We start from the raw sequence: 13,167 nt of genomic DNA, 5'->3' as shown, positions 1-13,167 counted from the left end.
GTGCCGGTCAGATCTCGTCTTCCCAGTCGACCTCGGTCGACGGGGCGGGGTCGACGGCCGCGATCGGATGCAGACGTCGTTGGATCGACTTCATCCGCTCGATCGCCGCCTCATCGACGAGCTCCTCATTGTCGTCGTGGGCGTCACGCGCGACCATCTGGCTCGCGGGACCGATGAGCACCGTCACCTCGCCCACCGATCCATCCCGCTCCCTCGTCGGAACCGTCACCGCCTCCGCCTCGCCGGCCTCGGCCAGTGCCTGGCCGCAGCCGAGCAGCGCGGCGGCGATGTCGTCCCCTGTCACGAACTCGCTTCCCGCGTAGCTGACCCTTTTCACGTGCCCTTTCTACTCGCAGACCCACGATCGCTCGCGGGGGTTGCAGCCTCCCGCCGAACGGAGTACACCCCGGACGAGCCGATCCGGCCGCCCAGGTGCACCGGGGAATCGCGCCGTCTACTCGACCAGCTTTCCGACGACCGACACTTCGCGCATGAGCGCGGCGATGTCGGCGGGGATCGGCGGGATCTGCTCCCGCACGACACCGGTCGAGGGGGACCACACGAGGTTGACCTGCAGCTCGGGATCGATGTCGGGGTAGTCGCTCCGGTTGTGGCATCCGCGGGTCTCTCGCCGCTCGAGCGCGGCTTCCAGCGTCGCCCGTGCGGCCAGTGCCGCCGACTTCAGGTCGAACGCGTGCGCGAGATCGTGGAAGCCCGCGATGTCGGGATGCACGCCGATGTCGGCCATCCGCGCCTCGATCGCGTCGAGCTCGGCGAGGCCGGCGAGAAGCCCCTGCTCGTCGCGCACGACGCCGGCGTGTTCGGTCATCGTGTCGCGGATCGCCCGCTGGAGCGCGCGGACGTTCTCGGTGCCGGATGCTGCGAGCAGGTCGTCGATCTCGGCGCGGGCGGTCGCGACGGCCGAGGCGGAGCGCGTCTGCGCGGGCAGCGCGGCCGAGTACGCGGCGGCGGCCTGCCCGACGATGCGGCCGAACACCAGAAGCTCGATGAGCGAGTTGCCGCCGAGGCGGTTGGCTCCGTGCAGCCCCGAGGACGCCTCGCCGATGGCGTAGAGCCCGGGCACGTCGGTCGAGTGGTCCGACGAGCGCACCCAGACCCCGCCCATCGAGTAGTGCGCCGTGGGTGCGATCTCGATCGGCTGCCGCGTGATGTCGAGCATCTGCAACTCGAGCATCGTCTGATAGACGCGGGGGAGGCGCGTCATGATCGTCTCGCGCGGGAGGTGCGAGACGTCGAGCCAGACGCCGCCGTTCGGGGTGCCGCGGCCCTCCTTGATCTCGGTGTAGCAGGCCAGGGCGACGCGGTCGCGGGTCGACAGTTCGAGGCGCTCGGGGTCGTACTTGTGCATGAAGCGCTCGCCGAGGCCGTTGCGCAGAATGCCGCCCTCGCCGCGCGCCGCCTCCGAGATGAGGGTGCCCGCCGCGCTCTCGGGCTCGATGATGCCGCTCGGGTGGAACTGCACGAGCTCCGGATCGCGCAGCCGCGCGCCAGCCTCCACCGCGAGGCGGAACGAATCGCCGGTGTTCTCGTCGCGCCGCGACGACGTGCGCCGCCAGATGCGGTTGTGCCCGCCGGCGGCGAGGATCACCGCGTCGGCGTGGATGAGATAGCGCGTGCCGTCTTCGAGGTCGAAACCGTAGGCACCGAACACCGCGCCGTGCTCGTTCACGAGGATGCGCGTCACATAGACGGTGTCGAGGATCGGCACCTGCAGCTGTGCGGCCCGATTGATCAGCGTGCGCTGGATCTCGAGACCCGTGTAGTCGCCTGCGAAGGCGGTGCGACGGTACGTGTGGGCGCCGAAGAAGCGCTGCGAGATGCGGCCGTCGTCCTCTCGCGCGAACGGCATGCCGTATCTCTCGAGGTCTTCGATCCCGCGCGCTGCGCCCGACGTGACGATCTCGACGGTGTGCGGGTTGGCGAGCAGGTAGCTCTCCTTCAGCGTGTCGGCCGCATGCTGCTGCCAGCTGTCGTCGGCGTCCATGGTGCCGAGTGCGGCGTTGATGCCGCCGGCGGCGAGCGAGGTGTGGGCGTCCGACTTCGGGCGCTTGCCCAGGGCGACGACGTCGACGCCGGCTTCGGCGAGTTCGATGGCCGCGCGAAGACCGGAACCGCCGGTGCCGATCACGAGGACGGTGGTGGAGAGCTGGCGTTCTGCAGGGATCACGTCAGACACGCTAGGCATTGCGCATCGATTACTCCAATGCATATTAATGCTCATGTCGATAGCAATAAGCTATTCGAATGAATCTCGAACAGCTGCGCGCGTTCGTCACCGTGGCCCAGTTGGGCAACTTCACCCGCGCCGCCGAGCATCTCCACCTCGCCCAGCCTTCGCTGAGCCGCCAGATCTCGACGCTCGAGCAGAGCCTCGGAGCGGAGCTGTTCCACCGCGCTCGCGCAGGCAGCACGCTGACCGTCGCGGGCGAGTCGCTGCTGCCTCTTGCCCGCCGGATGCTTGCTGACGCAGCATCCGTTCGCCGCGAACTGGACGAGCTGGCCGGTCTCCGGCGCGGGCGCGTCCGGCTCGGCGCCACGCCGACGCTCTGCATCAGCCTCGTCGCCGAAGTGCTGAGCGTGTTCCACGCCGCGCACCCCGGAATCGAGCTGCACATCACCGAGCGCGGGTCGCACGGTCTGCTCGACGATCTGGGCGGGGGCGAGCTCGACCTCGCGCTGATCACGACGTCGGACGCGGCATCCGCCGAGAGATTCACCGTCACGCCGCTGCTCGTCGAAGAGCTCGTCGTCATCTCCTCCAGCAGCGCACCGCCGCTCACCACACGGCGGAGTATCGGCCTCGACGACGTGGCCGCGCTGCCGCAGGTCGTCTTCAGCTCGACCTACGACCTGCGCGCCACGACCGATGCCGCGTTCGCGGCGGCGGGACTCACGCCGCACACGGTCATCGAAGGGGCCGAGATGGACGCGGTGCTGCGCTTCGTGGAGCGGGGGATCGGCGTCGCGATCGTGCCTGCGATGGTGCTCATCGAGCGCTCGGGCCTACGGTCGGTACGCCTTTCGGACCCGACCCTGACGCGCACCATCAGTGTCGCGCGCGTCACCGACATGGCTCCGACGACCGCCGTCGAGGTGATGCAGCAGACGATCGTGCGCACCGCCGCCGCGCTCGCCACAGGGCTGCAGGCGACCATGCGGCTCGCCTGATCGCAAGACCTGGATCGTGACGGATGCTGCGGGCCGCGGCATCCGTGATCCGTGCGGCCTGGCGGCAGACCGGGGACCGGAAACGTGCGTCGCGATCGGGTGTCGCTGGATGCTGTCCCCCGCAGCGTGGGCGCGATAGGGTGAGCCACGGGCGGCTCGCCGTGATCCTGGGAGATGATCACGCGGGCGTCCGGTCTGGGGATCTCTGGGGCTGGGCCGCTGATTTCCCCTGCGCTCCCCCCGCGCAAGGACGGTCCCTCGGACGTTGCAGCTAGAGCCTGTAGCGTCCGAGGGACCTCAGCCTGTCCCGCGAGCATCGCGCGCCCATTTGGGGGGAGGGCTCGGCACTGGGGATGCCTATGCGACGCTGCCGAAAGGTGTGGGACCTGGCCTGCTGCTACCCTAGCGGGTCAGCTCCCGCGCTCTCCGAGCCACGCGCGCACGAAGCCGGGCGATCTGCGCTCGGCGTCAGCGGTATTCGCCTTCGGCCGACTCGATGATCTGCCGCATGACCTCGATCGAGATCTGCTCGCGCTCGCCGTCGACCCACTCGTGGACGGTGAACGGGACGCCGAGACGCTCGAGGAGTTCCACCGTCTTCTCGAGCCGGGGCACGACCTGGATGTGGTCGTTGCCGAACAGCCCCGCGGTGTAGACGGGCTCGCCGCCGCGGATCGCGCGGCGCAGCTCGACGGTGGAGCGTCCCGTGATGCGGTACAGCGCCTTCAGCACCTCGCTGCCGAAGTCGGGGGTTCCGATGATGGTGAGCGAGAGCGCGTTGTCGGGCGTGGTCACCTCTCCATCACAGCACGTGGCGCCGCGATTGCGGTCGCTCCGTGGCGGCCGATAGGACGTTCGTCCCGAGTGGGCATTTCCTTGCCGGCGAGAATGTGATCGCTGAAGACCCATCCGGCACGGGACGGCCGAACGAGGTGAAGGTCATGAATGAGATCGGACTTGAAGAAGCGGCCGCGGAGGCGGAGCGAGCGCTGCCCTGGGAGCGTCCGGGCATCCTCGTCGGGTTGGACGGGTCGCAGGATTCTCTCGATGCGCTCCGATTCGCCCTGGACCTGGCGCCGAAAATGGATGTCCCTGTTCATGCGCTGGTCGTCTGGGACCCCGTGTCGAAGCTCAAGGACGATTACCTGAGCGACGAGGTGCTGTCACGGGACCAAGAGGATGCGAAGAAGGTCATCGCGGCGACTCGCCGGACGCTGTTCCCCGACGGGGAGCCGTCGTGGTTCACGTTCGGATCACAGCGCGGACACCCGGCCTTCGTACTTCTTGCGAACTCCGCCCACGCGGCGATGCTGGTGCTCGGACGTCGTGGTCACGGTGGCTTCCTTGGGCTGCTTCTCGGATCCGTGAGCGCGGTCTGCGTTCCGCATGCCCTCTGTCCCGTGGTCGTCGTGCCAGGTCATCGGATGTCGAGACCGGCGGCCGCCCCGGGCTCATAGCTGATGCGGGCGTTGAGATGCGATCCGCACGCCGAGTTCTTCGCCCCAGCCGCGTGCACGTTGGATCTCGCCGTCGACCAGCCTGCTGGCTCGGTCGACCAGGAAGCTCATCGGATCGGCCAGTCGCTCGCATCCTGCCTTCGTGAGCCGGCGGTCGATCGCCGCGGCGGCGGAGCCGGTGAAGATGCGTGGCATGTCGACGCGAGTGTCGAAAGCGGCGAATCGTCGGGCGGGGCTGGGCGTGTGAGCGAGCCACTCGCGGATACCGTGCTCACTCCAGTCGTCGTCGAGCTGCAGGTGCTTCTGCTCGTTGCGCGCCCAGGCGACGGCCTCGGCTCGTGACTCAGGGCGACTCAGACTGTGCGCATGCGTTGGTGCGCCGATGACGAGCGTGTCGATCTCGCCGGCCAGTTCGTCGACCCGGCCGATGGGAACGACTGTCACGGCGCAGTGTGGACGGATGCCGTCGGCGATCGCCTCCGCGATGCCGCGAGTGTTGCCGAACATCGACTCGTACACGATGGCGACGTGAGTGGTGCCGTCCACTGGAGTGTCCATTGTCGTCCCTTTCTCGGATGCGGATGTCGTGACGAGCGACGAGTCATCCCGTCTCCCGTGCTCCTAGGCGACCTGATCGCCGGCGCGATCATCGGGTCGAAGGTCCCGCCAGACGTGCCCTGCGCGACAGGACCTTCGACCCGCTGCCGCCGCATCGACCAGGCCTACCGTCTCGGAAAAGGCTGTACAGGCCGGACCGGAAAAGGAGTCACTGATGGAACGCATCGTTCTCGGCTACGACGGCAGCCCGGCATCCGTCTCGGCACTGTCTTGGGTGGCTGATCGGGCGGCTCGCGAGGTGGCGAAGGTCGGTGTGGTGAACGTCGTGTCGCAGTTCGTGTCGGATCGCCGCGCGGCGCTCGATCAGCTCTCGGATGCGGAGGCCTTTCTTCGAGAGCGGGCGCCGGGTGTCGGAGTCGAACTCCACCGCCTGGAGGGCGCGGTCACGGATGCGCTGACGGGGTTTGCGACGGAAGCGGATCTGCTCGTCATGGGGATCAACCCTGGGCATCCGATTCGCGCGGCCATCGCGGGCGCGATGCCCCTGCGGGTCAGCGCCCATTCTCACGTGCCGGTCGTCATGGTGCCCGCCGGGTGGGCGGATATCGGGGATCCGATCACCGTGGGCATCGCCGATGACGATTCCTCCGACGTCGCCCTCGCGTTCGCCGCGCGGGAGGCGGATGAGGTCGAAGCATCGATCCGGCTCGTGCATGCCTGGCTGATGCCGACTCCCGCGTTCTCGGGAGCGACCGCGCTCGTGGTGACCCCTGAGGATGTGGTGGCGGGGCACCGTGCGACGCTGGACGCCGCCGTCGATTGGATTGCGGAACGCTACCCCACGGTGAGTGTCGAAGGTGAGCTTGTGCGCGACAGCCGGCCGGCGGCGCTGCTGAGGTTCGCGCCGCGCAGTTCGATGCTCGTCATCGGCACGAATCACCGGGGTCTGCTGGCGGGCAGTCTGCTGGGCTCGGTCGCGGAGGGCGTGCTCTGGCAGGCGGAATGCCCGGTTGCCGTCGTGCCTCGGGACCGAGCGCTTCTCTCGAGGCTGACGGAGGGCTGACCCATGACTCGTATCGATCGCATCGGCCGCATCGCGTTGCTGGTCCTGCAGGCGTTCGTGGCTGTGACCGCCTGCGCCGGCGGGGTGGTCCTGATCCTCGGCAGCGTGAATCCGGGGTGGTCATCGTTGCTCGTGCCACCGCTCGACTATCTCGACGGCTCCCCGTTCACGTCCTACCTGGTGCCGGGGCTTCTCCTCCTCGTGCTCTTGGCCGGTGTCCACGCCGCCGCGTTCGTGGTCACGATCTCCGACTCCTCGTGGGACAACGCGGTTGCCGCCGCGGGAGGGTTCGCCTGTGTCATCTGGATCGGAGTGCAGATGGTGTTCATCCCGTTCAGCTTCCTCCAGGCGCTGTACTTCACGGTCGGGCTGGTCGAGCTGGGGGTGACCATGGTCCGCCTGGGGGTCCTCGAACCGGTCACGCGACTGCATCGAACGACGTTCGTATCACTGCGCGGACAGCGCTCATCCCACTCGCACGAATGAGTCTGCAGCAGACGGACACGCGATCTCTGCGACCTTCGACGTCTCACGAACAACTCAGTTCGGCCGGTCGCCGCGGTGCTCGAGTTCGAAGACCGCGGCCTGCGTGCGGCGCTCCAAGCCGAGCTTGCTCAGCAACGACGACACATAGTTCTTGACCGTCTTCTCTGCGATGCCGAGTTCGTCGCCGATCTGACGATTGGTGAGCCCGTCGGCGATCAGGCGAAGGATCTGCCGTTCGCGCAGTCCGAGGGAGCCCAGCCGAGGATCGGCGTCATCGCCGGCCCGCTGCCGGAGCTGTTCCGTCGCCCGTCGTACCACGGAGTCGTTCATCAGTGACCGTCCTCGGGCGACGGACCGGATCGCGTCGACCAGGCGTGGTCCGCCGACGTCTTTCAGGATGTAGCCCGCGGCGCCGGCGAGGACGGACGCGCTCACCGCGGAGTCGTCGTCGTACGCCGTCAGAATGAGACACGCGACGGTAGGCATGCGCGATCGGATGTCACGACAGAGATCGATCCCGTTGCCGTCGGGGAGGCGCACGTCGAGCACAGCGACATCCGGCATGGTCGCCTCGATGCGGCCGACGGCCTGTCGCACCGTGCTCGCTTCGCCCACGACCTGCAGATCCGACTGGGAGCGTACGAGGTCGGCAAGCCCGCGCCGCACGATCTCATGGTCGTCGACGAGGAACACGCTGATCATTGCATCTCTCCCCTCGGCGAGACGCTGTCGTGTACCGGAACCGTCCATCGGGCGGATGTCGCGCCGGAGACCGAGTCCACGGTGAATGCGCCGCCCCTGGCCGCCGCCCGTTCCGTGAGGTTCTGAAGGCCGCTTCGCCGTCCGGCGTCGGCCATCCCCACCCCGTCGTCTTCCACGAGAACGACCACGGAGTCCTCCACCAGGGCGACCTCCACCGAGATGTGGTCTGCCATGGAGTGACGCACCGCGTTGCTGAGGAGTTCGCGCACGACTCCGACCACCTCGTCGCTCAGTAGCCCTGTGATCGCGTGATCCACCGGACCGCTGAATCTGATCGCCGGTGGCCTTCGGCGGGCCGCGGACTGATCCGCCACCACGTCGATCACCCGATGGCGGAGCGAGCTCTCATCGCGATGCGAGAGGGCGAACACCACCGTACGGATCTGCGAGATCGCGTCATCGAGCTGGTCGATGGACTCGCTCAGCCTGTCGGCGTCCTGCCCGGGAGGCAGACCGCCGGCGACGGCCTGCAGCGTGAGTCCCGTGCCGAAGAGCTGCTGGATCACGTGGTCGTGCAGGTCTCGTGCGATGCGGCGCCGCTCGTCGGCGAGCAGTGAACGCTGCGCCTCTTCTCGGGCATGGGCGAGCTCCAGCGCGATCGTGGCTCGCGAAGCGACATCGGCGATGCTGTCGATCTCGGTCGTCGTGAATCGCGGTCGGTCCGGGGCTCGACCGGTGCACAGGACTCCCCAGAAACGCCCGCCGGTACGAAGGGGAGCGGCCACCACCGGCCCCGCGACACCGTCGACCATCACCCTTACCGGATCCGGTACCGGTGAGAGTGCCCGCGTGTGGGCGGTCGTGTTGCCGGCGGCGCCGAGCTCGCCGGCACAGGTCGACTCGGGATCGATGACCGCGCCGCGCAGCTCGGACTCGTCGCTCCCGCGTGCAGCAGCGACTTGGAGCTCGTGGCGGGCATCGTCCCTGAGCAGCACGACGACCTTGTCGACATCGGGCAGCTCGAAGATGCGACTGGCGATGAGATCGAACGCGGTCGTGGTGGAGGAAGACAACAGCGCCGCGGACAGTCCGGCGGCAGCGCTCATCCACCGCTCGCGTGTCCGCGCTTGGTCGAGCAGACGCGCGTTCTCGACGGCGAATCCCGCGGTGGTCGCCAGCGCTTCGACAAGACGCTCGTCCTCTTCGGTGAAGAGTCCGTCGCGACGGTTGGTGAGATAGAGGTTGCCGAAGACCTCTCCACGGACGCGCACGGGAACGCCGAGGAACGACTCCATGTGAGGGTGATGGTCGGGAAAGCCGGCCGCGCGGGCGTCCGCGGAGATGTTCGGGAGTCGGATCGGGCGGGGATCGGCGATGAGCGCCCCCAGCAGCCCGTGCCCCGTGGGCAGGTCTCCGATCTCGTCTGCTTCCTTCGGCGTGAGCCCGACGTAGATGAACTCCTCGAGCGCATCGCGCTCGGGCGCGATGACACCGAGTGCTCCGTATTGAGCGTCCACGAGCGTCGTCGCCGCCTGCGCGATCCGGCGCAACACCGACGGCAGATCGCTTTCCTCGACGACCGCTTGCGTGGCGTTGAGGAGCGCTCGCAGCCTTCCCTGAGTGGTGCGGACTCGCTCGGCCTGAACGACAAGGGTCGCGAGAGCCTCGTCGAGCTCGAGGCGCGGTCCATCCGGGAAAGACAACTGTTCCATCTCAGCCACGATCGCCCTCCCCTCGGCGCCGAGGCCACAGTACGACGTCGTCCTCCTCGTCACCAGGTCCACGGGACTTTCGGTCCTGCGCACGCATCGTCCGGGTGCTGTGATCTCGGTGAAGGAAGGAGTCCGTGATGTCCACCTCGACGCCGCCGGCTCTCGGCAGGCTCAGTCCCGACGAGTGCTGGATGCTCCTCGAGGGTGAGCAACTGGGCCGGCTGGGATTGCCCGACCGTGACAGGCCGCCGGAGATGCTCCCCATCAACTTCGTCGCCTTCGACGGTGCGGTGTACTTCCGCACCGCGTTCGACAACAAGCTGTTCCACATCACCAGCAATCCGATCGCGGCATTCGAAGCGGACGGTGATGACGGCGTGACCCGGTGGAGCGTCCTCATCCGCGGGACGGCGACGAGGGTGCGCGACGAAGCAGAGATCGAGCGCAGTGGGGTTCGGCGATTGGCGACCGGGTCGCCTCAGGAGAAGCCATACGTCGTCAAGCTCACCGCCGATATCGTGACCGGGCGGAGATTCCTCCGCGCCGACGCCACGGACGGATGACACCGGGTGACGAATCGATCCGCCCGATCATCCGACCGGGTGATCGGCGCGGCGGCTCTTGGACCAGCGGCTCATCGAGTCCGCACGCCGCGAGCTGTGCGCCGTCTCGACCGTTCCTGCGCTGGCCGCGGCCTGCGGGAGAGGCCCGCCCAGCGCGCGCAGCGCGTAGAGAATAGTGGCGAGGTCGACGAGTTCCTGAATGAGCGCACCAGCGACGGCGGGGATGAGGCCGGTCATCGCGACGAGCATCAGGCCGAGGCTGAGCCCGATGCCGATCCAGATCGCTGCGAGCGCTACCTGGAGCGTGTGCCGGCCGATCGAGATCGCGTCGACGATCTTCGCCAGGGAGTCCACGAGGATCACGACATCTGCGGCGTCTCCGGCTGCGGTCGCGCCCTTTGCGCCCATGGCGACTCCCACATCGGATGCGGCCAGCACCGGTGCGTCGTTGACGCCATCGCCGACCATCATCACGGGGCGCGGGCTCAGCTCGCGCGCCAACTGCACCTTGTCGGACGGAAGAATCTCCGCGTGGACTTCATCGATGCCCACCTGAAGCGCGATCGAGTCGGCCGTCGCGGATCCGTCGCCGGTGAGCATCGTGATTCGCTCGATGCCGTTCTGGCTGAGCCATGCGACGACCCGGGAGGATTCGGGCCGTGGGTCGTCGGCGAGGACGAGAGTACCCGCGAATCGCCCGTCTACGGCGACGTACGCTGCCGCCTCGCCAGGCGAAAGCACGGCGGCGATCGTGTCCGGCGCACGTGCGGCGATGAAGGAGGGCTTCCCGACTGCGACTCGCCGGCCGTCGAAGACAGCCTCGACGCCGTTCGTCGCCACTTCGGACGCATCATTCGACGTCAGGAGCTCGAGGCCGCGGTCCACAGCGGCTCGCCGAACGCTTTCGGCCAGGACATGGGACGAATACTGCTCCGCGGACGCAGCGAGTTGCAGCACTTCGGCGGCATCGAAGCCCTCCGCAGCATGGACGGCGACGAGATCCGGCCGCCCCTGCGTGAGCGTTCCGGTCTTGTCGAACGCGATCGCCCGCACACGTGCCAGTTGCTCGATGACGGCACCGCTCTTGATGATCACGCCCGCCTTCGCCGCCCGTGATAGTCCACCGAGGAACGCCACAGGCGCGGCGATGAGCAGGGGACACGGAGTGGCGAGGACCAGAACTTCGGCGAACCGTGTGGGGTCGCCCGAGATGGCCCACGCTGTTCCGGCCAGCACAAGGGAGACGGCGGTGAAGGGGATCGCGAAGCGATCGGCGAGGCGAACGACCGGCGCGCGGGACTCCTGCGCTCCGCGCACCAGGGCCACGATCTGCTGGTACTGGCTGTCGCCACTGAGACGCATCGCCTGAATCCGCACCGCACGCGTTCCGTTGATCGCCCCCGACAGCACCTCGCTTCCCGCCTCCCGGGTGACCGGCATGCTCTCGCCGGTGAGGGACGATTCGTCGAATGCTCCGTCGGCAGTGAGGAGGATCCCGTCGACCGGCACGATCTCCGAGGGACGCACCAGCAGGACATCGCCGACGACGACGTCGTCCACGGGAAGATCCGACACCTCGTCGGCGCCGCCCGGATCCGGGTGGATCACGTGCGCGATCCGTGGCGACCGGTCCAGCAACGCCGTCAAGTCGCGTCTCGCCCGCCGACCGGCGAAATCCTCCAGGGCTTCCCCGCCCGAGAGCATGAGCACCACGATCAGTGCGGCGATGTACTCGCCGACCGCGACTGCAGCGACCATCGCGACCACCGCGAGGATGTCGAGCCCGACGTGCCCGCGAAGCACATCTCGCACCATCCCGACGATCGTCCACGCGATGAACACTCCGACGTACGCGGTGGCCAGCCAACGAGCCGCGGTCGGCTCGCCGGAGAACTGCAGGATCAGCACCACGACGAGCACGGCCGCGGAGGCGGTGATCACGGGGTATCGCCGGATTGCGCGAATCAGCACCACGTCGTCAGCATCCCGTCTCCCAGCCTCATGTCCGGCGATCCGCACCAGCCCGGAGCGGTGCGATCCGAGCGGCTCGTCGAGCTCTGCAACGCGGTGCAGATCACTGCCCCTGCCACCAGGGCATCATCGGCCAGCCTCCGGGCATATACACGAAGACGCGGGAGACCGCGGCGGTGATGAGCCAGAGTCCGAAGCCCGCAGCGGTGATGATCCAGGCGATCATCTTGTGCTCCTCGAAGTCCGGCAGCAGTCGCCCGTCCTTGTCTCGTTGCACGCCTGCGAGCGTCAGGATCAGGTCGATGAGCCACCAGATGCCGAGCCCACCCAGCGTCAGCAGTTTGACGATCCCGGTTCCGATCTTTCCCAGATAGAAGCGGTCCACGCCGAGGAAGCCCAGCAACCAGGAGAACATCCACGTGGCGATGAAGGACTTCTCCGACAGCGGGGACGACGGTGTGCGACCGGTACTCATGGGGGCCTCTGGTGGGGCGGTGTCACTGGACATTTCAGCCTCCTTCCCCTCTCACGATGGGGGTGCAGCCGAAATGCGCCCAGGTCGAAAGTCCCACGGGCTCTCGGTCCCCTCCCACCGCAGGCCGTGTGAGTCCGCGCAGCTCGGGCAACCGGCACGCGGTCCAGTGCCTCGGGACCTTCGACCCATCGCCGTGGTCTCCGAGCGGCGTTGAGTGGACATGATCGGAAAGGTTGCGATGAACACGAACGAGGGCCGCTTCGCGGGCCGCACCATTGTCGTCACGGGCGCAGGATCGGGAATCGGACGCGCCACCGCTCATCGCATCTCCGCCGAGGGCGGCCGCGTCATCGCTGTCGACATCTCAGAGGAGCGCCTGCAGGCGCTCGTCGCCGACCTGGGCGCGGACGTCGCGTGCGTCACCGGCGACCTCTGCGACGACACCGTCATCATCGAGGTGATGGCGGCGGCGGGCGACCGCATCGACGGACTGGCGAACGTCGCGGGCATCATGGACGGGTTCGAGCCGTCCGCCGAGGTCACGGATGCCACGTGGGATCGCGTCATCGCGGTCAATGTGACCGCCATGATGAAACTGACCCGCGCAGTACTCGGACGGATGCTGCCTGCCGGCGCCGGATCCATCGTCAACGTCGGCTCGGAGGCGGGCCAGCGCGGCTCCGCCGCCGGTACGCCGTATACGACCTCCAAGCACGCGGTGAACGGATTCACCCTCAGTACGGCGTTCTTCTACACGCCGAAAGGAATCCGCTGCAATGCGGTCGCGCCGGGTCCGGTCGCCACCAACATCGAGGCGCCCTTCCACTCGGAGTGGGCTGGCCAGCGTCTCGGGCCCTTCTTTCAGACCAACATCCCGCCGATCGCGCAGCCGGAGCAGTTGGCTGCCGCGATCACCTGGCTGCTCAGCGACGACGCATCGAACGTCTCGGGCGCGATTCTTCCCGTTGACGGCGGTTGGGCGGCCGTGTGA

The 13,167-nt window shown here is 68.0% G+C and carries 14 protein-coding genes; 6 read left to right on the top strand and 8 right to left on the bottom strand.

Features of this window, described 5'->3' with window-relative positions:
• Positions 1–7: 7 nt before the first annotated feature.
• Together ACEYYH_RS14615 and ACEYYH_RS14610 are read right to left on the bottom strand one after the other, a co-directional pair.
• Positions 8–337: a hypothetical protein gene (locus ACEYYH_RS14615; protein WP_374975072.1), complete on the bottom strand. Its 330-nt coding sequence runs from the start codon at positions 335–337 to the stop codon at positions 8–10.
• Between the two features lie 117 nt (positions 338–454).
• Positions 455–2,206 carry an L-aspartate oxidase gene (locus ACEYYH_RS14610; RefSeq protein WP_374975071.1) on the bottom strand — a complete coding sequence of 584 codons (1,752 nt, stop codon included), beginning with the start codon at positions 2,204–2,206 and terminating at the stop codon, positions 455–457.
• Positions 2,207–2,265: 59 nt separating this feature from the next.
• Here ACEYYH_RS14610 and ACEYYH_RS14605 point away from each other — a divergent pair, with 59 nt between their 5' ends.
• On the top strand, positions 2,266–3,189 hold the full coding sequence (locus ACEYYH_RS14605) for a LysR family transcriptional regulator (RefSeq protein WP_374975070.1): 924 nt from the start codon (positions 2,266–2,268) through the stop codon (positions 3,187–3,189).
• A 468-nt stretch (positions 3,190–3,657) separates the two neighbouring features.
• On the opposite strand, the gene ACEYYH_RS14600 is transcribed toward ACEYYH_RS14605, so the two are convergent.
• Entirely contained in the window at positions 3,658–3,984 is a 327-nt protein-coding gene (locus tag ACEYYH_RS14600; protein ID WP_374975069.1) for a hypothetical protein, read from the bottom strand.
• Between the two features lie 146 nt (positions 3,985–4,130).
• On the opposite strand from ACEYYH_RS14600, the gene ACEYYH_RS14595 reads away from it, so the two are divergent.
• Positions 4,131–4,646, top strand: coding sequence for a universal stress protein (locus ACEYYH_RS14595; protein ID WP_374975068.1), 516 nt, complete (start codon positions 4,131–4,133; stop codon positions 4,644–4,646).
• Here the strand turns inward: ACEYYH_RS14595 and ACEYYH_RS14590 are convergent.
• Positions 4,641–5,204, bottom strand: a complete 564-nt coding sequence (locus ACEYYH_RS14590; RefSeq protein ID WP_374975067.1) for a flavodoxin family protein — start codon at positions 5,202–5,204, stop codon at positions 4,641–4,643. The genes ACEYYH_RS14595 and ACEYYH_RS14590 overlap by 6 nt on opposite strands.
• Before the next feature lie 214 nt (positions 5,205–5,418).
• Here ACEYYH_RS14590 and ACEYYH_RS14585 point away from each other — a divergent pair, with 214 nt between their 5' ends.
• A complete protein-coding gene (locus ACEYYH_RS14585) occupies positions 5,419–6,267 on the top strand; it encodes a universal stress protein (protein ID WP_374975066.1) in 849 nt (282 codons plus the stop codon).
• Between the two features lie 3 nt (positions 6,268–6,270).
• Positions 6,271–6,753: a hypothetical protein gene (locus ACEYYH_RS14580; protein WP_374975065.1), complete on the top strand. Its 483-nt coding sequence runs from the start codon at positions 6,271–6,273 to the stop codon at positions 6,751–6,753.
• Between the two features lie 54 nt (positions 6,754–6,807).
• On the opposite strand, the gene ACEYYH_RS14575 is transcribed toward ACEYYH_RS14580, so the two are convergent.
• Positions 6,808–7,455 carry a response regulator gene (locus tag ACEYYH_RS14575; protein ID WP_374975064.1) on the bottom strand — a complete coding sequence of 216 codons (648 nt, stop codon included), beginning with the start codon at positions 7,453–7,455 and terminating at the stop codon, positions 6,808–6,810.
• The gene (locus ACEYYH_RS14570) at positions 7,452–9,167 is read right to left on the bottom strand and encodes a GAF domain-containing protein (protein ID WP_374978237.1); all 1,716 of its coding nucleotides are present in this window, start codon (positions 9,165–9,167) and stop codon (positions 7,452–7,454) included. Before ACEYYH_RS14570 ends, ACEYYH_RS14575 begins: the two co-directional genes overlap by 4 nt.
• Before the next feature lie 137 nt (positions 9,168–9,304).
• Between ACEYYH_RS14570 and ACEYYH_RS14565 the strand changes: the two genes are divergently transcribed.
• A complete protein-coding gene (locus ACEYYH_RS14565) occupies positions 9,305–9,730 on the top strand; it encodes a pyridoxamine 5'-phosphate oxidase family protein (RefSeq protein ID WP_374975063.1) in 426 nt (141 codons plus the stop codon).
• A gap of 27 nt (positions 9,731–9,757) precedes the next feature.
• Here the strand turns inward: ACEYYH_RS14565 and ACEYYH_RS14560 are convergent, their stop codons facing one another.
• Both ACEYYH_RS14560 and ACEYYH_RS14555 read right to left on the bottom strand, forming a co-directional pair.
• Positions 9,758–11,704, bottom strand: coding sequence for a heavy metal translocating P-type ATPase (locus ACEYYH_RS14560; protein ID WP_374975062.1), 1,947 nt, complete (start codon positions 11,702–11,704; stop codon positions 9,758–9,760).
• Between the two features lie 100 nt (positions 11,705–11,804).
• Positions 11,805–12,209 carry a TM2 domain-containing protein gene (locus ACEYYH_RS14555; RefSeq protein ID WP_374975061.1) on the bottom strand — a complete coding sequence of 135 codons (405 nt, stop codon included), beginning with the start codon at positions 12,207–12,209 and terminating at the stop codon, positions 11,805–11,807.
• Positions 12,210–12,396: 187 nt separating this feature from the next.
• On the opposite strand from ACEYYH_RS14555, the gene ACEYYH_RS14550 reads away from it, so the two are divergent.
• Positions 12,397–13,167 (top strand): SDR family NAD(P)-dependent oxidoreductase, encoded by a 771-nt coding sequence (locus tag ACEYYH_RS14550; protein ID WP_374975060.1) that lies wholly within the window; start codon positions 12,397–12,399, stop codon positions 13,165–13,167.

It is taken from the genome of Microbacterium trichothecenolyticum (genome assembly GCF_041938625.1).
Taxonomy (GTDB): domain Bacteria; phylum Actinomycetota; class Actinomycetes; order Actinomycetales; family Microbacteriaceae; genus Microbacterium; species Microbacterium trichothecenolyticum_D.
This window is presented reverse-complemented; position numbering and strand designations above follow the sequence as displayed.

What these genes read in the sequence shown, in the direction of transcription:
- ACEYYH_RS14555 (WP_374975061.1), bottom strand. Translation starts at nt 12,209, where the DNA reads ATGTCCAGTGACACCGCCCCACCAGAGGCCCCCATGAGTACCGGTCGC.
- ACEYYH_RS14585 (WP_374975066.1), top strand. Translation starts at nt 5,419, where the DNA reads ATGGAACGCATCGTTCTCGGCTACGACGGCAGCCCGGCATCCGTCTCG.
- ACEYYH_RS14565 (WP_374975063.1), top strand. Translation starts at nt 9,305, where the DNA reads ATGTCCACCTCGACGCCGCCGGCTCTCGGCAGGCTCAGTCCCGACGAG.
- ACEYYH_RS14590 (WP_374975067.1), bottom strand. Translation starts at nt 5,204, where the DNA reads ATGGACACTCCAGTGGACGGCACCACTCACGTCGCCATCGTGTACGAG.
- ACEYYH_RS14570 (WP_374978237.1), bottom strand. Translation starts at nt 9,167, where the DNA reads ATGGAACAGTTGTCTTTCCCGGATGGACCGCGCCTCGAGCTCGACGAG.
- ACEYYH_RS14595 (WP_374975068.1), top strand. Translation starts at nt 4,131, where the DNA reads ATGAATGAGATCGGACTTGAAGAAGCGGCCGCGGAGGCGGAGCGAGCG.
- ACEYYH_RS14610 (WP_374975071.1), bottom strand. Translation starts at nt 2,206, where the DNA reads ATGCCTAGCGTGTCTGACGTGATCCCTGCAGAACGCCAGCTCTCCACC.
- ACEYYH_RS14580 (WP_374975065.1), top strand. Translation starts at nt 6,271, where the DNA reads ATGACTCGTATCGATCGCATCGGCCGCATCGCGTTGCTGGTCCTGCAG.
- ACEYYH_RS14550 (WP_374975060.1), top strand. Translation starts at nt 12,397, where the DNA reads ATGATCGGAAAGGTTGCGATGAACACGAACGAGGGCCGCTTCGCGGGC.
- ACEYYH_RS14605 (WP_374975070.1), top strand. Translation starts at nt 2,266, where the DNA reads ATGAATCTCGAACAGCTGCGCGCGTTCGTCACCGTGGCCCAGTTGGGC.
- ACEYYH_RS14575 (WP_374975064.1), bottom strand. Translation starts at nt 7,455, where the DNA reads ATGATCAGCGTGTTCCTCGTCGACGACCATGAGATCGTGCGGCGCGGG.